At 62.3% G+C, this 16650-nt stretch carries 19 protein-coding genes; 9 read left to right on the top strand and 10 right to left on the bottom strand.

Features of this window, described 5'->3' with window-relative positions:
- Window positions 1-5: 5 nt before the first annotated feature.
- Both NKG59_RS24220 and NKG59_RS24215 read left to right on the top strand, forming a co-directional pair.
- Entirely contained in the window at window positions 6-1019 is a 1014-nt protein-coding gene (locus tag NKG59_RS24220) for a zinc-binding alcohol dehydrogenase family protein (RefSeq protein ID WP_253542302.1), read from the top strand.
- Window positions 1020-1043: 24 nt separating this feature from the next.
- Window positions 1044-1469, top strand: coding sequence for a GlcG/HbpS family heme-binding protein (locus NKG59_RS24215; protein ID WP_253542299.1), 426 nt, complete (start codon window positions 1044-1046; stop codon window positions 1467-1469).
- A gap of 73 nt (window positions 1470-1542) precedes the next feature.
- On the opposite strand, the gene NKG59_RS24210 is transcribed toward NKG59_RS24215, so the two are convergent.
- The 4 genes from NKG59_RS24210 to NKG59_RS24195 all read right to left on the bottom strand — a co-directional run bounded on the left by NKG59_RS24210 (window position 1543) and on the right by NKG59_RS24195 (window position 3968).
- Complete coding sequence (locus tag NKG59_RS24210) at window positions 1543-2562, bottom strand: alpha/beta hydrolase (RefSeq protein ID WP_253542298.1); 1020 nt, start codon at window positions 2560-2562, stop codon at window positions 1543-1545.
- Between the two features lie 51 nt (window positions 2563-2613).
- Window positions 2614-3039, bottom strand: a complete 426-nt coding sequence (locus tag NKG59_RS24205; protein WP_253542296.1) for an organic hydroperoxide resistance protein — start codon at window positions 3037-3039, stop codon at window positions 2614-2616.
- A gap of 141 nt (window positions 3040-3180) precedes the next feature.
- A complete protein-coding gene (locus tag NKG59_RS24200) occupies window positions 3181-3642 on the bottom strand; it encodes a MarR family winged helix-turn-helix transcriptional regulator (protein ID WP_253542294.1) in 462 nt (153 codons plus the stop codon).
- Window positions 3639-3968, bottom strand: coding sequence for a hypothetical protein (locus tag NKG59_RS24195; RefSeq protein ID WP_253542292.1), 330 nt, complete (start codon window positions 3966-3968; stop codon window positions 3639-3641). Before NKG59_RS24195 ends, NKG59_RS24200 begins: the two co-directional genes overlap by 4 nt.
- A 243-nt stretch (window positions 3969-4211) precedes the next feature.
- On the opposite strand from NKG59_RS24195, the gene NKG59_RS24190 reads away from it, so the two are divergent.
- Window positions 4212-4538: an EthD family reductase gene (locus NKG59_RS24190; RefSeq protein ID WP_253542290.1), complete on the top strand. Its 327-nt coding sequence runs from the start codon at window positions 4212-4214 to the stop codon at window positions 4536-4538.
- Between the two features lie 271 nt (window positions 4539-4809).
- On the opposite strand, the gene NKG59_RS24185 is transcribed toward NKG59_RS24190, so the two are convergent.
- Window positions 4810-5751, bottom strand: coding sequence for a LysR substrate-binding domain-containing protein (locus NKG59_RS24185; protein WP_253542287.1), 942 nt, complete (start codon window positions 5749-5751; stop codon window positions 4810-4812).
- 81 nt (window positions 5752-5832) lie between these two features.
- On the opposite strand from NKG59_RS24185, the gene NKG59_RS24180 reads away from it, so the two are divergent.
- The 3 genes from NKG59_RS24180 to NKG59_RS24170 all read left to right on the top strand — a co-directional run bounded on the left by NKG59_RS24180 (window position 5833) and on the right by NKG59_RS24170 (window position 8470).
- On the top strand, window positions 5833-6231 hold the full coding sequence (locus tag NKG59_RS24180; protein ID WP_253542283.1) for a nuclear transport factor 2 family protein: 399 nt from the start codon (window positions 5833-5835) through the stop codon (window positions 6229-6231).
- Between the two features lie 149 nt (window positions 6232-6380).
- On the top strand, window positions 6381-6890 hold the full coding sequence (lspA, locus tag NKG59_RS24175) for a signal peptidase II (protein ID WP_253542280.1): 510 nt from the start codon (window positions 6381-6383) through the stop codon (window positions 6888-6890).
- A gap of 209 nt (window positions 6891-7099) precedes the next feature.
- Window positions 7100-8470, top strand: a complete 1371-nt coding sequence (locus tag NKG59_RS24170) for an APC family permease (protein WP_253542277.1) — start codon at window positions 7100-7102, stop codon at window positions 8468-8470.
- A 306-nt stretch (window positions 8471-8776) separates the two neighbouring features.
- On the opposite strand, the gene NKG59_RS24165 is transcribed toward NKG59_RS24170, so the two are convergent.
- Window positions 8777-8992 (bottom strand): DUF2061 domain-containing protein, encoded by a 216-nt coding sequence (locus NKG59_RS24165; RefSeq protein WP_232041305.1) that lies wholly within the window; start codon window positions 8990-8992, stop codon window positions 8777-8779.
- 237 nt (window positions 8993-9229) lie between these two features.
- Here NKG59_RS24165 and NKG59_RS24160 point away from each other — a divergent pair, with 237 nt between their 5' ends.
- Entirely contained in the window at window positions 9230-9769 is a 540-nt protein-coding gene (locus NKG59_RS24160) for an aspartate carbamoyltransferase (protein ID WP_253542275.1), read from the top strand.
- A 170-nt stretch (window positions 9770-9939) separates the two neighbouring features.
- On the opposite strand, the gene NKG59_RS24155 is transcribed toward NKG59_RS24160, so the two are convergent.
- Window positions 9940-11061: a PAS domain-containing sensor histidine kinase gene (locus tag NKG59_RS24155; protein WP_253542273.1), complete on the bottom strand. Its 1122-nt coding sequence runs from the start codon at window positions 11059-11061 to the stop codon at window positions 9940-9942.
- Between the two features lie 248 nt (window positions 11062-11309).
- Complete coding sequence (locus tag NKG59_RS24150) at window positions 11310-12059, bottom strand: SDR family oxidoreductase (protein WP_253542271.1); 750 nt, start codon at window positions 12057-12059, stop codon at window positions 11310-11312.
- A gap of 198 nt (window positions 12060-12257) precedes the next feature.
- On the opposite strand from NKG59_RS24150, the gene NKG59_RS24145 reads away from it, so the two are divergent.
- On the top strand, window positions 12258-13175 hold the full coding sequence (locus NKG59_RS24145) for a LysR family transcriptional regulator (RefSeq protein WP_253542269.1): 918 nt from the start codon (window positions 12258-12260) through the stop codon (window positions 13173-13175).
- 328 nt (window positions 13176-13503) lie between these two features.
- On the opposite strand, the gene NKG59_RS24140 is transcribed toward NKG59_RS24145, so the two are convergent.
- Together NKG59_RS24140 and NKG59_RS24135 are read right to left on the bottom strand one after the other, a co-directional pair.
- The gene (locus NKG59_RS24140) at window positions 13504-14412 is read right to left on the bottom strand and encodes a dienelactone hydrolase family protein (RefSeq protein WP_253542267.1); all 909 of its coding nucleotides are present in this window, start codon (window positions 14410-14412) and stop codon (window positions 13504-13506) included.
- Window positions 14413-14436: 24 nt separating this feature from the next.
- Window positions 14437-15804 (bottom strand): GGDEF domain-containing protein, encoded by a 1368-nt coding sequence (locus tag NKG59_RS24135; RefSeq protein ID WP_253542265.1) that lies wholly within the window; start codon window positions 15802-15804, stop codon window positions 14437-14439.
- A 243-nt stretch (window positions 15805-16047) separates the two neighbouring features.
- Between NKG59_RS24135 and NKG59_RS24130 the strand changes: the two genes are divergently transcribed.
- Window positions 16048-16647: an undecaprenyl-diphosphatase gene (locus NKG59_RS24130; protein WP_253542263.1), complete on the top strand. Its 600-nt coding sequence runs from the start codon at window positions 16048-16050 to the stop codon at window positions 16645-16647.
- Window positions 16648-16650: the final 3 nt, after the last annotated feature.

The raw sequence follows: 16650 nt of genomic DNA, 5'->3' as shown, positions 1-16650 counted from the left end.
CGTGCATGAAAGCCATCGGTTTCTATCAGAACCACCCCATCAGCCATCCCCAGGCGCTGCAAGACATCGAGTTGCCGACGCCTGAACTTCGCGACCACGACCTGCTGGTGGAAGTCAAAGCGGTGTCCGTCAACCCGGTCGATACCAAGATCCGGCGAGGCGGAGACATCCCAGAAGGGCAAGCCCGCATTGCCGGCTGGGACGCAGCGGGCATCGTCCGCGCGGCCGGCCCGTTGGCCACGCGCTTCAAGCCAGGTGACCGTGTCTGGTACGCCGGCGACATCACGCGGCCCGGCACCAACAGCGAACTGCATGCGGTGGACGAACGCATCGTGGGCCCCATGCCGGCATCGCTGGATTTTGCGCAAGCCGCGTCGCTGCCGCTGACAGCCATCACTGCGTGGGAACTGCTGTTTGATCGTCTGCGCGTCCAGGCGGCCGACCCGACCGAGAACAGCGTGCTGCTGGTGACGGGGGCAGCCGGCGGCGTCGGCTCCATCCTGACCCAGCTGGCGCGCGCGCTGACGGGGATGACCGTGATCGGCACGGCTTCGCGGCCTGAAACACGCGAATGGGTGCTGGCGCACGGCGCGCACCACGTCATCGATCACCGTCAACCGTGGGCGCCGCAATTGGCAGCGCTTGGTATTGCGCACGTCACGCATGTGGCCGGGCTGAACCAGAGCGCCGCTCACGTGCCGCAGATCGCGGCTGTGCTGCGCCCCGAGGGGCAATTCGCCCTGATCGACGACCCGGCGGATCTGGACATCGGCCCGTTCAAGGGGAAATCCATTTCGATTCACTGGGAACTGATGTTCACCCGCGCCATGTTCACCACCGCCACCATCGCCCGACAACACGCGTTGCTGCGCCGTGTGGCCGAACTGGTCGATCGCGGCGATATCAAGCACACCCTGACGCAGCGCATCGATGGCATCAACGCTGCGAACTTGATCAAGGCGCATGCGCTGGTCGAAGCCGGAAACATGATCGGCAAAGTCGTTGTCGCCAACGCTTAAGCCGTTCTGGCAAGGAGCCTCACCATGACATCCCCCATCGTCCCTACGGCAACGATCAGCCTGGAAGCCGCCCAAGCCTTGCTGGCAGAGGCACGCGGCGCCTGTGCCGCACGCGGGTTTGCCGCGACCATCGCCATTACCGATGCAGGAGGGCACCTGCGCGCGTTCGAGCGTGCGGACGCTGCGCCTTTCCTGACCGCTGACGTCGCCATCAACAAGGCATGGACGGCAGCCTCGTTTGGCATGGCCACGCATCAATGGAACCAGTACATGGCTGAGCCCGCCGTTGCCCCGCTGGCGCACCATCCGCGCCTGATGCCGGTGGGCGGCGGCGTGCCGATCTTTTACGAAGGGCGTTTGGTGGGCGGCATCGGTATCTCTGGGGGCAGCGCTGCCCAGGACCACGAGGCGGCCGAGGAAGCATTGCGCAAGGCAGGGTTTCTGTCTTGAGCTGCGAGCCTGCCTACGCGCTCTTCCTCGGCGATTGCAATGAGGCGTGGGCGGTGACGTCCCGCTCAGCCGGTTACTTCAACCGCGCCTTCAGTTCTTCGCTGGCCTGATGCAGCGCTGCACGCGTTGCCGGCACGCCGGCAAGCGCATTGAGCAGGCCGAAGTCGTGGATCATGCCGTTGTAGCGCGTAGCCGTGACGTCCACGCCCGCCGCATCGAGCTTGCGTGCGTAGGCTTCGCCCTCATCGCGCAACACATCCTTCTCGGCCGTGATCACCAGCGTGGGCGGTAGCCCCTTCAACTGATCGGGCGTTGCCAGCAGTGGCGATGCGTAGATTTGCTGACGCTGCGCCGGCTCGGTCGTGTAGGCGTTCCAGAACCACTGCATCATCGGCTTCGTCAGGAAGTGCCCCTGCGCAAACTCGTCGTACGACGCGTTCTCGAAGCTGGCATTCGTGACCGGCCAGAACAGCACTTGCGCGCGCAGTGCGGGCGTGCCGTGCGCCTTGGCCATCAGCGCCACCACGGTCGCCATGTTGCCGCCCACGCTGTTGCCGGCAATGGCCAGCCGCTTGCCGTCTACGCCAATCTGCGCGCCGTTTTCAGCCACCCATTTGGTGGCGGCGTAGATCTGGTTGATTGCCACCGGATAACGCGCCTCGGGCGACGGCGTGTAATTGACGAAGACGGCGACGGCGCCGGAGTCAGCCACCAGATCGCGCACAAAGCGTTCGTGTGTGGGGAAGTCGCCCAGTATCCAGCCCCCGCCATGCACGAAGATGAAGCCGGGCAACGTACCTTTTGCGCCGGCGGGGCGCACGATCGTCAGGCTGATCGGCTTGCCATCCACGGTGATGGTTTTCTGGCTGACGTCGGCGGGCGGCAGCGACACCTTTGCGGCGGCTTGCGCGCCCACCAGCACGGCGCGAGCGTCGGCCGGTGACTGCGTCTCCAGCGGCTTGCCGCCGCCTGCGGCCAAGGCGTCAAGGAAAGCCTGGGTGTTGCGTTCCACGCCCGGGCTGCCCGCAGCAAGCGCGACGCTTGCTGCCAAAGAGAGAAGGGTGCCGGCGGCAAATCTGGTCATGCGATTCATGGCAGTGCTTCCAATCGATTGATGGGGGAATGGTGTGAATGGACGTGCCGGTCAGATCAGGCTCAGGCGCACGTTGATGTTGCCGCGCGTCGCGTTGGAATACGGGCAGACGATGTGCGCGCGGTCGATCAGCGTTTGCGCTTCGGCGCGGTCCATGCCGGGCAGGCTGATCTTCAGATCCACTTCAATGCCAAAGCCGTTTGGAATGGCGCCGATGCCAACGCTGCCCTGCACGGACACATCTGCTGGCACGCGGATCTTGTCGCGCGCGCCAACGAACTTCATTGCGCCCAGGAAACACGCGCTGTAGCCCGCAGCAAACAGCTGCTCGGGGTTGGTCCCTTCGCCACCCGCACCGCCGAGTTCGGTCGGCGTGGTCAGACGGACTTCGAGCCGGCCATCGTCGGTAATGGCGCGGCCGTCGCGGCCGCCGGTGGCACGAGCATTGGCACGGTAGAGGACGTTTTCGATCGACATGGTGGTTCTCCTTTGAGAGGGGTGGAGGTGCGTGCATCGGCTGTCGAGGCCATGCAACATTGCTTGCTATTAAATAGCGTGCTATTCAATTGGTTTAAAAAAACGGACGCGATCAAGCGCCCGCGGGCGATACGTGTGCGCTCAGGCGGCGTTCTTGAAGAGCCGTCCTCGCAATGCATTCAACTGTGTGCGCAGTTCTTCCAGCTCGCCTGGCGCGCACTCCATGGCCGCAGCCATGCATGCCGGCACTTTCTCGGCACGCTTCTCCAGCGCCTTGCCGGCGGCCGTGAGCGAGATGATCACCCGGCGCTCATCTTCCGCCGAGCGCTGCCGCTCGATCAGCCCGGATGCTTCCAGCCGCTTCAGCAGCGGGGTGAGCGTGGCGGAGTCGAGGAACAGCCGATCACCAATCTCCGACACCGTCTGCGCATCCTGCTCCCACAGCACCAGCATCACGAGGTACTGCGAGTAGGTCAGGTCCAACGCCTTGAGCAGCGGCCGGTACGCCTTGTTAATCCCGATCATGGTCGAGTACAGCGCAAAGCAGAGCTGCTCGTCCAGGGCGAGGTCGCGGCGTGCGGAGGAAGGCTTGCGTGTGTTCATGGGTGGCAATATAGATAGCGCGCTATTGAATTGCAAGCTATTTTTTTTGGTGCTGTTGCGTGGGCGGACGCCGTGATTGGGGCGGGGTCCAACTTGCCCCCGCGCTCCTTCAGCCCGTATTGCAGACGCCCAATTTCGTCGCCGTACAGCAGCGCATCGTTAAAGAGGCGATTGTCATGCAGCACGGGTTCAGAGGATTCACGGTCCCCATAGAAGCAAACGCAAATCTTCCTTGTCTGATGCTCCCATCGAAACATCACCTCCTCAAAGGGATCGTCGATGTAAACATCTCGGGCATCGAACGTAGGGCCTTTGTGAACGGGCATGCGGAATCCTTTTGCGAAACCGGATGGTCGCGGGCGATGTTGACCATTGCCGGCCGACCGCTTGTGGCCGGGCGCAGACCGTGGCGTCGACCTCTGCTGTTGCTGAAAACAGATTGTCCAACGCCTCACTTTGAGTTGCCACAGCAGTACCGTTTGCGTCGCAGGCCACCAAGATGGCGCTCGATTCTGCCCCACCGCAGTCACGCTATTCTTCAAGCCTTAGCTCACGACAAGGAGAAGCGCATGATCAAAGTGACGGTGATGTACCCCTACGCCGAAGGCGCGCGCTTCGACCACGACTACTACCGCGAACGCCACATGCCCCTGGTGAAGGCGAGGTTGGGCAATGCCTGCGCGTACTACACCGTCGACAAGGGTTTGGCTGGCAGAGCACCCGGTGAGCCTCCTACCTACGTGGCGATGTGCGCGTTCATCTGTGAATCGATCGAAGCCTACGAGGCCGCCATTCAACCGCACCGCGCCGAAATCCTGGGCGATATCCCCAACTACACCGATATCGTGCCGATGGTGCAGGTGAGCGAAGTCGTGGTCGAGCGGTCGGATCGTTGAGCGCCCAGACGGCGCTACAACCAATAACAATGGATTACGCGTTTCCGGGGAGGGACGTTACCGCTGAGAATTGTTGAATTGCCTCGGCAGGGCCCCTTCCATAGACTCCGCCCCTGGAAAATTAAGGGGAGGCTCCTCCCTCTCCCTGGTCGTCCATGCAGTCCTAGCTCGCCTCGGCCACCCGTCCCGGCCGGGGCCTTTTTTTGTCAGACGGCATGTTGTTGCAGCAGCAACGGCACGTCGCAGTACGGGCTGCATTCCTCGACAGCAATCAGTCTTCTTGCGCAAGCCGAGACAAGGCGTCAGCGAGGGCGCGAATCTTGGACTGGGCAGCTCGTTGTGATGGATAGACGACGAAGTACGACAAGCCGTTTTGCGCCACGTCGACAAAAGGCGTGACCAGTGTCCCGGCCCGCAGGCGGTCTCTCGCCATCCGCGGATCACCTATTGCAACGCCATGCCCCTCCGCCGCAGCGGTGAGCGTCAACTCGAGGGTATCGAAAACGAGCCCACGATCCGCGTCAATGTGCGGTGCCCCAACGCTTTTCAGCCAGCATTGCCACTCCTCATGGCTCTGTCCGGGATGGAGCAAGGTGACATGAGCAAGATCGGCTGGCGATCCAAGCGATGCGGCCATTTCGCGCGTGCACATCGGTGTGAGTTGCTCGGCAAACAACGGAACCGCATCCATACCCGCCCACTGGCCGGTTCCCCGAACGACGATGGCGTCGACGTCGGGCGTAGTGAAATCCGGCGTGTCGTCCGCCGATGTGGAGATGCGCAGTTCTGTTCCAGGCAAGGCGTCATTGATGTCTGCCAGCCGCGGCAGCAACCAACGAATCGCAAACGTGGATGGCACCCGCAGAGTGACGACGGACGCTGTCTTGGCGTGAATGTCTGCGTGTTGAACCAGTTGCGTGAGGATGCTGACGGCTACGGTCAGTAGTTCGCTTCCTTCCGCCGTCAGCGTGAGCCCTGATGGGTGGCGCACAAAAACTGCGCACCGGTAGTGCGATTCCAGTTGCTGGATCTGACGGCTCACCGCGCCCTGTGTTCGACACAGATGATCTGCGGCTTTGCTGATGCTCCCGAGTTGCGCCGCGGCGACGAACGACTGGAACGCTGCCAGCGGCGGGAGTGCCCGCGTCAGATCGGCCAAGGGGTATGCATGGGCCGCATACCCGGGTTGCGGATTTTTCGATTGTTCGGACATCGGTGCATCGATATCGTGCGTGCATCTGGCGCGCGTCCGCACGAGCGTGCGGAGTTGTCAACGAATGACCGGAGAATGAACATGGCCACATCGCCCGATGCACTATACACGCGGCAGGTTCGCAACTATCTCAAGGAATTGGAGCGCGGCGATGTCGCGGCGATCTGTGCGTTGTTCACGCCGGATGCCCAGATCTTCTCGCCGTTTCTCGGGTGGATGCATCCCGCGCCATTCTTTGCGAAGGTCGAAGCGGCATCTGGTGAAAGCAAAATCACGCCAATCGACATCTGCGTCAGCACGATGGGCGCCCGACGTGCGACCGGTTACTTCATCTATGACTGGGGGCTCAAAGATGGGACGGCGGTGCGCTTTGAGTGCGTCGATGTTTTTGAATTTGACGACAACGGGCTCATCGAGCGAATGATCATCGTCTATGACACCCATCCGATTCGCAGTACGGTGGGCGACAAATATGCGTAGCCAATCTAAGTCGTTCGGAAATGGCGGCCGCTAGCGGCAAAAGGCGGCCGGGTCGATACCGTCATTGCGGTCGTTGACAACCTCCGAGCACCGGCTCGCGGCGCCCAACTCTGACTAGAATGGGGGCCCGCCTAGCGATGACCTCTCGAATGACGACGAAACAAAGAGTTGCTACAGCGCTGTTTGGCGCGCTCGCCTGGATCATCATCGACCAGGCGACGAAGGCCATATTCAAGCAAATCCTGACGCCCGGCGAAGTCGTGTCATTGCTTTCAGGAAGCCTTCTCGTTCTACCCACCTATAACCACGGCGCGTTCCTAAGCCTCGGGGCGGGAATGTCCGATGCGACTCGCAATATCGTTTTCGTCTACGGCGTTCTGGCGATTCTGGTCGGCCTGTTCGTGTGGCTGCTGCGTTCATCCAGGCTCGGCCGTACCGAAGTCATTGCGGCAGCTTGCATTCTGGGTGGAGGGCTCAGCAACCTGTTCGATCGTTGCGTCTACGATGGCCGGGTTTTTGATTTTCTGAACATAGGCATCGGGCAGTTGCGAACGGGTGTATTCAACGTCGCAGACATTGGCATCATGCTCGGCGTGGCGCTCATTCTCTTCCGTGGTGTCAAGCGCGGGCGTACTCTGCCAGGGGCCTCGACGGCCTGAAGAATGCAGGCCCCCAGCGGGGCCAGTTGTTCTGTTGCCCGCGAATCTGCCGTGCTACCAACGATCGACGGCGTCGAGGGCTTGGAGCACCGAGCGGCCAGCCCCCGCCAAAGACAGAGACCGGTCCAGAGAGGCCCCTATTGCCGGCACATGTGGCACAGGGTAAAAATCGGTCTATTGCCCAATGTCGACCCGGAGTCGCCTACCCCATGGACCAACCAGCCAAGCTCAATGCCGATTCCTTGGGCGTCGTCGAATCGGTGATCATGGGCATTGCCGGCACTGCACCGGCCTACAGCATCGAGATTACGACTTCCACCATCATCGGGACGGCTGGCACGCAGTCACCGGCGAGCATTCTGGTGTGCGGGTTGATCATGTTTGGCATCGCCTACGCGTTCATCAATATGAATCGCGCCCTGGCGAGCGCCGGCACCTCATATTCGTGGGTGAGCATGGTATTCGGGCGTGCGCTCGGCTTCCTTGCTGGCTGGGCGCTTCTGGTGCTGTGCTGTGTGTTCATGGTGTCTGCCATGATTCCGGCGGCAAATGCCACGCTGCTCATCTTTGATCGGCCCATGATGAACAACGTGCACTACGTGACGTTGATCGCTGCAGCATGGCTCACCATTGTCAGCGCGGTGGTCGTCAAGGGCATCAAGCTCACCAGTTACGTGCAGGTGCTGATGACGATCGTCGAGGGCATCATCCTGCTCGTGATCATCGTCGCGAGTTTCATCGTGTTCCCGCATACGCCAGCGCATCCGTTCTCGTGGGTCTGGTTCTGGCCTTTCGCGTTCACGCCCAAGATGTTCGCCAACGGCGCGTTGGTAGCGATCTTCTTCTTTTACGGCTGGGACGTGACGATGAACCTCAGCGAAGAGACACGGGACGCCAACCACACCCCCGGTCGGGCCGCGTTCTGGTCGATGGTGTTCTTGATGGCGTTTTTCCTCATCTTCATCGTCATTACGCAGCTTGGCCTGTCCGATGCCGAGATCCAGCACTACAACACGAACATCATTTTCGCCATCGCAGAGAAGTTGTTTGGGCCGACCTGGGGCTACGTCGCGATCGTCGCGGTATTGCTGAGCACGGTGGGAACGGTCGAAACCCAGATGCTGCAGTTCACGCGCACGCTGTTTGCCAAAAGCCGCGACGGCGCACTCCACGCGCGCTATGCGCGGCTGCATCCGGTTTGGCGCACGCCCCACATCGCCATCTTCTTCATCTGGATCACGGGGCTCGTTCTGCTGTTCGTGTCGTCCTATCTGCCGACGATCAACGTCATCCTGCAGGATTCAATTACCGCCATCGGCTTCCAGATTTGCTTCTACCTTGGGCTTACCGGGCTCGCCTGCGGCTGGTACTACCGCAAGGTGCTGATGCAGGGCCCGTGGGTCGCCATCACCCATGTCATCTGGCCGGTAGCGAGCGGGCTGTTCCTGTTTTTCATTGCGCTCTACAGCATCCCGACCTTCGACTGGGTCACCAATGTCGTGGGGATGGGCGGCATCGTCATCGGCGTGATTCCGCTGCTGCTGAACCGTAAAAAGATCTGGGTGGCTTCCAGAGCCTGAGCGGCACTGCGCACACGACAATCTGCGGCACCGGATGCTGTCAGCCTGCACTGACAGCGCCTGCGGGATTGACCTACAGAAACAAGGGCACGCCCGGACAAGACAATTGGCGTCCTCTGATAGCGGCGGCCGGGTGGCCCTCCGATACTGAACCTGGTGGCACCCGGCTCTCGATAAAGGTCATTGTCATGGACGACTATTGCACGCTGTGCGGGCGGCGCGGGCATTCTGCGTCGCACTGCCCATGGGGTTCGTATATGCGAATCCGTCGCTGTTCTCTGCTTCTGTCGAAGGACGGCCGCTCATCTATGTTTCGAAGACTCCCCACTTGATGCGAGCCCATATGCGTTCGTGGGCAAAGTAGGCGATCGACGTGTAGATATTGCTGGCGATCATGAAACCGACTGCCAGGTGAACCGTGCCGGTAAGCAGATAAAGGGTGCCGAAGTCCAGGCACATGATCACGATCCGGTATGTCGCGGCCTTGATCACAGAACGACGAGCGCTGACGGTTCGCACCATGATGTTCTCTCCTGCTTGCGCGCATCGATGCCTGGTGGCGCCGATCGATGAATGCCTTCCGGCTTTGGTACCGCACGGTCTCGGGAAGCGGTGCCGAACATTGCGTCGCCGCTGATGGCTGCCGCGGCAATGCCATGAATGCGCGCCGCCGGCGCCAAACCGCACGATATGATTCCAGTCATAGTGCGCGGCAGACGGTAACGCTAGACTGCGCTGTATCCGACACGGGAGACATTCATGCCGCGCACATCAGTGGCTTATCTACTCGCCGCATTGCTGACCGCAGGAATACTGTCTTCCCCCGCGATTGCCGACACGCCGGCGCGTCAGAAGGAGGTCGCTCAGCGGGGGGCGGACGTCATGCCATTCTCCCTCTCGGCAACCACCCACATTTTTACCAAGACGGCCAACGGCGGTGTCCAGCAGGTCGTGACCAAGCGGGACGATCCCGGCCAGGCCGCGCTGATCCGCCAGCACTTGGCAATGATCGCCCGGCAATTCTCCGCCGGCGACTTCGAAGGGCCGGAGCATATCCATGGCAATGCCATGCCCGGGTTGGCGGCACTGCGCGCCGCGAAGCCTGGTGAGCTCAAAATAAGCTATCGCGAGCTGTCCAACGGCGCCGAGATCATCTATCAGAGCGATCAGCGCCCCCTCGTTACCGCGCTGCACCAATGGTTTGACGCCCAATTGGCCGATCACGGCCATGACGCCATGGCGGGGCACGACTCCGGTTCAATGCATCACCACGCGATCGGCGCGGAAAAGCCCGAGTAACACTGCCGTGGCCAAGAAGCTGCCTGGAGGCAGCGTGTTGCTGCAGCGTGACGAAGCGGGCGGTGAGTCCATTACATTGCAGACCGCCGAGCGGGCAACTCCGTCGTCAAAGCGAACCTGTGCAGCGCGCAATATCATTGCGACGAAGCCTCGCTCATAACCGGGGCTTTCTATTCGAGTTCAACCGCTTTTCGCGGAATCGAAAGTTGGATGCGGTACCCGCCTTGTGAAAGCGGTCCCGCTGCGAAAGTCCCGCCCAGGCGGCGCACGCGGTCACGAATGCCCGCGATACCTGATGACGGCGGCCGCCCGGCGACCGATTCGGCTGAGCGCGTGACAACAGCTCCATCGTTGCGAATCGTGAGCTCGCAACTCGACCGGTCGCATCGGAGATCGATCACCACTTCCGTTGCCGACGTCGCATGCCGGGCAACATTGGTCAGACCTTCTTGCACGATCCTGAACAGCGCGGTGGAGGCGGCGTCGTTGAACGCCACCATATGCGTGTTGCAATTCAGCGCGACCCGCAATCCGGTATGTCGTCCGAAATCGGTGACAAGCCAGTCGAGCGCGGGGAGCAGCCCCAGGTCGTCGAGCATGGTCGGCCGCAGGCCGGCGGCAAGACGGCGGACCGACGCGAGCGCGTGGTCGATGGCATGGCTCATTGTCTGTGTTCTTTCGCGCGCATACGCCTGGCCTTCTGGCGTGGTGCCTTCATCGGCAAGCAGGCCGGTGATGATCATCTTCAGCGCCGTCAATTGCTGGCCGAGGTCATCATGAAGCTCGCGTGCAATACGCTTCTTTTCTTCTTCGCGAGTGGCCTCGACGCGGGCTGCCAGCTCGCTCGCGTATTCAAGTTGCTTGAGCCGCTCACGCTCCGTGAGATCTCGGGTGACTTTGGCAAAGCCGATCAGCTCGCCGTCTTCATCCCGCAGAGCGGTGATTACCACGTTGGCCCAGAAACGCGAGCCGTCTTTGCGTACGCGCCACCCCTCGTCTTCCCAGCGGCCAAGGGCGACGGCACGCTTGAGCTCTTCGCTTGGATAGTTCTGCGCAATTGCCTCGGCAGGATAGAAGACCGAGAAGTGCTGGCCGATGACTTCATCGGCGCGATAGCCCTTGATGCGTTCGGCACCGGCATTCCAACTGGCAATGTGACCTGTCGGATCCAGCAGGAAGATTGCATAGTCCTGTATCGCGTCCACCAAGGTGCGATAACGCTCCTCCACGGGCACGTGAGCGATTGCTGCATCGCTTCCCAGTCTTCGCAATCTGCCTGCGTTGGTATCCATACCAAGCCCTCATCGCAACGGGTTCGAGCGCCCAAGGCAAACCTGTTGGAAGTCGCTTCCCGTGCATCTGCATAAGAATATGCTGCCCGGCGACGGCAATCAAAGCAGGCACGGCCACTGCGATGAGGCGCCAGAAAATGCCTGGCCAAGGATTGGCTGCCCGCACGCATTGCATGCTGTTCAGCATTCGCTTTGCAATATGTGCGCAGGCGGCCTGGAGGTTGGTAGCCGCTTCCGGCTACCGACGCTCAAACCTGAGCCATCCCGCCGTCAACAAACAACTCGATGCCATTGATAAAGCTTGCCGAATCCGAGGCAAGAAACGCGACGGCCTTGCCCACTTCGGCCGGCTCCCCCAGGCGGCCCAGCGGCACCTGAGCGGCAAGGAAGTCGAACAGGCCCTGGCGCGTTTCATCTGATGCGAGGCCGCCAAGGCCCGGCGTGCGAATCGGGCCGGGGCTCACCACATTCACGCGAATACCTCGATCCTTCAGATCCATCACCCACGAGCGGGCGAAGTTGCGCACCGCCGCCTTGCTGGCGCTGTAGACGCTGAAGTTGGCCGTGCCCTGAACAGAGACCGTCGACGACGTGAGGATGATCGATGCGCCGTCGGTCAGCAGCGGCAGTGCCTTCTGCACCGTGAACAGCACGCCGCGCACGTTGGTGCCGAAAATCCGGTCGAAATGCTCTTCGGTGATGGCGCCCAGCGGCATCATGTCGCCGCCGCCGGCATTGGCGAACAGGATGTCGAGCTTGCCGGCCACTTTGGCGATCTGGGCATAGACGGCGTCGAGGTCCGACAGCACCGACGCATCGGCCCGCAATGCGGTGGCCCCAGCGCCGATCTCTGCGACGGCGGCATCAAGTTCAGCCTGACGGCGGCCGGTGATAAACACGCGCGCGCCTTGGGCCGCGAGTTCCTTGGCGGCGCCAAGGCCGATGCCGCTGCTGCCACCCGTGACGAGGGCGATCTTGCCTTCCAGTTGCTTGCTCATGATGTGCTCCATGTCGTGATTTCAGGTTTGGATGAATGACCTCGCGCCGGGTGCTGCCTTGTTCTGCGTTTGCCCCGTCGCGTTGGGCATGGAGGCACTGTAGGGCCCAGAAACTTTTCTAAAAAGCGCTGCAAACAGAATTACTATCCACAATTGTGGATAATTGGCGGCTGCACACGCAGCACAGGGGGCACTCGAATGGATCAACTAATGGCAATGCGTTCCTTTGCCCGCGTGGTGGAGGCTGGCAGCTTTACGCGGGCGGCCGATTCGCTCGACATGCCCATTGCCACCGTCAGCAAGCAGGTGCAGGAACTGGAGGCGCACCTTGGTGTGCGCCTGCTGCAGCGAACGACACGGCGCGTGACGGTGACGCCGGAAGGGCAGGATTACTACGCCAAGAGCACGCGCATCCTGCGCGACCTGGAAGACATCGATGCCTCGTTCAGCCTCGCAAGCGGGCGGCCGCGCGGGTCCTTGCGCATCGATGTAGGCGGCTCGACGGCGCGCGATGTACTCATTCCCCTGCTGCCGGAATTCGCGGCGCGCTATCCAGAGATCAGGATCGACCTGGGCGTGTCAGACCGCTCGGTGGATCTGATTGCGGACAACGTCGACTGCGTCATTCGTGGTGGCCCGCTGGACAACTCGTCCCTGGTCGCACGCCATCTGGGCAACGCGCCGCTGGTCACGTGCGCCACCCCGGGATACCTCAAGCAATACGGCACGCCGGCTTATCCCGATGAACTCAAGAATGGCCACCGGCTGGTGAGCTACGTGTTCAGCCAGACGGGGCGGTCGGTTCCATTCCGCTTCGAGCGCGACGGCGAAAAGACTGAGATCAAGGTCGAGCATCGCATCGGCGTGAACGAGAGCAATGCGCATCTGGCCGCCTGCCTTGCGGGCCTGGGCATCGTGCAGACCTTCGGCTATGCGGCGCAAGCGCCGATCAACGACGGCGCGCTGGTGGAAATCCTGAAGCCGTGGCGGCCGGCGCCTTATCCGTTTCACGTCGTCTATCCGCAGACGCGCCATGTCACGCATCGGCTGCGAGTGTTCATTGACTGGCTGGTGGAGGCGTTCCCGACGCGTCTTGAGCGGGCACCGAAGCGGTAATCCGGCGCATGGTCGCCTTTGTCGCTGTGGACATGTGGATATGTGGATAAACACGTGAAGAACTTCAGGGACAACTGTGTTGGCTGTCCGGGGTCAGGTTGTCCACAGCACGGGAATAACTTTGGTGTCTGCCAGGAGGGTGGGGCGCACTCTGCACGAGTCATCCACGCCACGGCACACGCTGTCCGATGGGTTGTGCATTTCGCAAGCAGTTGATGCGAAAGCGTTTTCTGCAGCTATCCACAGAAACCATCCACCGTTATCTACTACTACTATTTTTATATACAGAAGAAATAAAGAAGACAGCAAAGACGGGCGAACCAAATGCTCATGGGCGCTTGATCTGCAGGGCTTGATCGAGAAACTCGAACATACGGCGTTCTGAGTCTTCCGTGGCTTGCGGGCTGTAGTGATAGACGACCTGATGGCCACGCACGTCGGTCTTGCTGAAGTTGTTCAGGCGCTGGCAGTCCCAGCAGTGCGTGGTGTCGGGATAGACGTACCACTGCACGGGCGCACCGGCATCCTTGGCGGCCTGCAACCTGGAGACGCACTCTGCGGCGGGGCCTTCGGTGTCGGCTTCACCCATCAGCACGAGCAGGGGGCGGTCGATGTCGGGGTTGAGGATGTCGAGCGGAGTGCCGTTGCGCAGCTTGAGACCCGAGCACACGGGGTAGAACGCGACGGCGGCTGCGAAGCGCGTGCCGTCTCCCAGCGCTTCTGCCCAGTGCTTGCTGCTCAGCCCGAGGCCCATCATCGCGCCCCAGGAATAGCCGGCGTGGGCAATGCGGGCCTTGTCGACGAAATCGAATTGACGGAGATACGCGGCTGCCTGCAGCGCATCTCGCACGCCACGCATGGGCGTCACGCCGCCTTGCGGGCCCATGCACACCGACTCAACCCCGCGTGGGCCGAGGCTGTCGATCAGCAATGCCACATAGCCGTGGCTTACCGCGCGGCGGGCCCATTCGAGCATGGCCTGGTTCTGCCGCTTGCCATGACCCAGGCCGCTGCACTGATGCTGCAGCACGAGCGCAGGGAAGGGGCCATCACCGGCGGGTTTGTAGAGCGCCATGGCCGGCGTGGTGAGCATGCCGAGTTCGCTCACCTTGTCGGGAAAAGTCAGATCCGGCGCGCGCGAAGCGCCGGCGCGCAGCGTCTGCGTGTCGATTTGCGCGTGGGCCAGCAGTGGCAGCGCCAGCGCAATGGCAAGGGCGCAACGATGGATGAACGTCATGGCCGCCTCTTCGTTTGACGTGCGTTACGTGAGCGCGGCCGGCAGCGGCTGCGCACTCATCACCATATTGCGTCCGGCCGCCTTGGCGCGGTAGAGCGCGGCATCAGCGGTCTCGACCAGCGTGTCGATGGAGAGGGCACCGTTACCCGGCACCGACGTGGCGCAACCGGCGCTGACCGTCACGTAGCGCGACGGCGCAGTGGCTTCGATGCGTAGACGCAGCACAGCTTCACGCGCGCGCTCGGCAAGGGCCTGCGCTTCATTGGCATCGGTTTCTGGCAGGACGACGACGAATTCCTCGCCGCCATAGCGTGCGATGAAATCTGCAGTGCGGCGCACGACGCCGGCCAGTGCATGGGCCACGGCGGCAAGGCACGCGTCGCCCTTGAGGTGGCCGAAGGCATCGTTGTAACGCTTGAAGTGGTCGACATCGACCATCACCAGGGAAAGCGGCTGTCCGCTGCGCTGGGCTGTGCTGATCAGGCTGTCGACCCGCTCGTTGAAGTAGGTACGGTTGTACAGGCCCGTCAGCGCATCGCGCATGGACGCCTGCTGCAGCGAGACATGCGCCTCGAACAGGCGCCGGTACAGCGTGGTCACTTCCCACACCAGCAAGCAGACCAGCACCCCAGGCGCGAACATGCTGAACAGGCGCGCGACGTACCAGCCCACGGTAAAGCGGTCTGTGCTCAGCAGGTTGAGTGTGGTGTCCGTCAGGCAGGCCAGCGCGGCAATGGCCAGCCAAACGTCGAGCGCAGCGCGCAAGCGGCCGCTGGCCACCACCGCGAGCACGGCAACCGCGTTGATGGCCCACAGGACGACCGCGACAGGGTTGTTGCCATTGCTGGCGCGCAGCGGCGGCGGCAGGTTGGTCAGCACCGCAAAGCTGCACAGCAGCCCACCCACCACCGCCGGCCCGCCGATCAGCAGCGAGGCCCACCGGCCGACGCGCCCGTCAGCAACGGCATCGCGCGAGAGCCGATCGCGCAGGAGCACCGCCAGGATCACGAACACCGGAAAGCCGCCGTGCCAGAACACCCACATCCATGCTGCAGTGGTGGGGCGGGCGCCAAACAGCCCCGTGGGCGAGAACACGCCCGGGAAGGTCAGCAATTGCAGCGCCACGGCCAGCGCGGTAAAGGCATAGGCACCGCCAAGCGCGCCAAGCATCGGCTGCCGCGTCACGGTGAACTGCGCGCCCAGCAGAAACGCGGCAATGCCGGCGGTGGTGAATACCGTCAAGGCGCACATCGGCATGAACGGGTTGATCGCCGGCCATTGCAGGCCTGCACGTGGTGCGGCCACAGCCAGCGTCAACAGGATCAGCAGCGCGATCGCACCGGCAACCATCGCTTGCCGGCCTGTGGCTCGCTGAATCAGAAAACTTTCCATCCACCCCCCGGGGTTCGAGATTGTGTATCCGGCCTGCTTGCGTGTCGGTGTGCCTACATCATAGGCAGCGCCTGGCGGCGGGAAAAGCCTAGGCAAGGATCGGGAGCATCGCTACGGCTGGCCTAAGTCAGGTGGCCTAGGCTTATCCACAGGCCGGTTCCAAGGGAATTGAAGGGAACCTTCCGTAGTGTGGGCCGGGTCTCACGCCGTTGTTGAATCACTCGGGCCGTTGGCCGACGCTGTATGGAAGCACTCAATCACACGCTGTTTCTTTGGATCAACGCGCCGGCCGACGCTTCAGCCACGACTGTCTGGCTGGCGATGGCCTTTGCCGAATACGCGATCTGGCTGGTGCCACTGACGCTCGTGGCCGCTTGGCTCTGGGGCGAGCCGACCACGCGGCGCCAGGCACTGCAGACCGGTGTGGCTGCTGCGCTGGCGTTGTCGATCAACGTTGGCTTCAGTCTCGCGTGGTATCACCCGAGGCCGTTTGCAATTGCGCTGGGCACCAATCTGCTGCCGCACGCGCCGGATTCGTCGTTCCCGAGCGACCACCTGACCGCGATGTGGACTGTGGCGTTCAGCCTGATGTGGAACGCACGCCTGCGGCGCGTGGGCGTGTTGCTGGCGCTATTAGGCTTGCCCATGGCATGGGCGCGCATCTACCTGGGCGTGCACTATCCGTTCGACATGCTGGGCGCGGCGGCCGTGTCGGCCTTGAGCGCCTGGCTGTGCAGCGGGCGCGTGGCGCATACGCTGTCGGAGCCGCTGCATCGTCTGGGGCTGGCGTTGCATGGTGTGGTGCTGGCACCGTGCGTGCGTCGCGGCTGGGTGCGCAAGTAAGCG

It is taken from the genome of Ralstonia chuxiongensis (assembly GCF_024158925.1).
In the GTDB taxonomy this organism is placed as follows: Bacteria; Pseudomonadota; Gammaproteobacteria; order Burkholderiales; family Burkholderiaceae; genus Ralstonia; species Ralstonia chuxiongensis.
The sequence above is the reverse complement of the archived record's forward strand: the minus strand, read 5'-3'. Positions and strand labels throughout refer to the sequence as shown.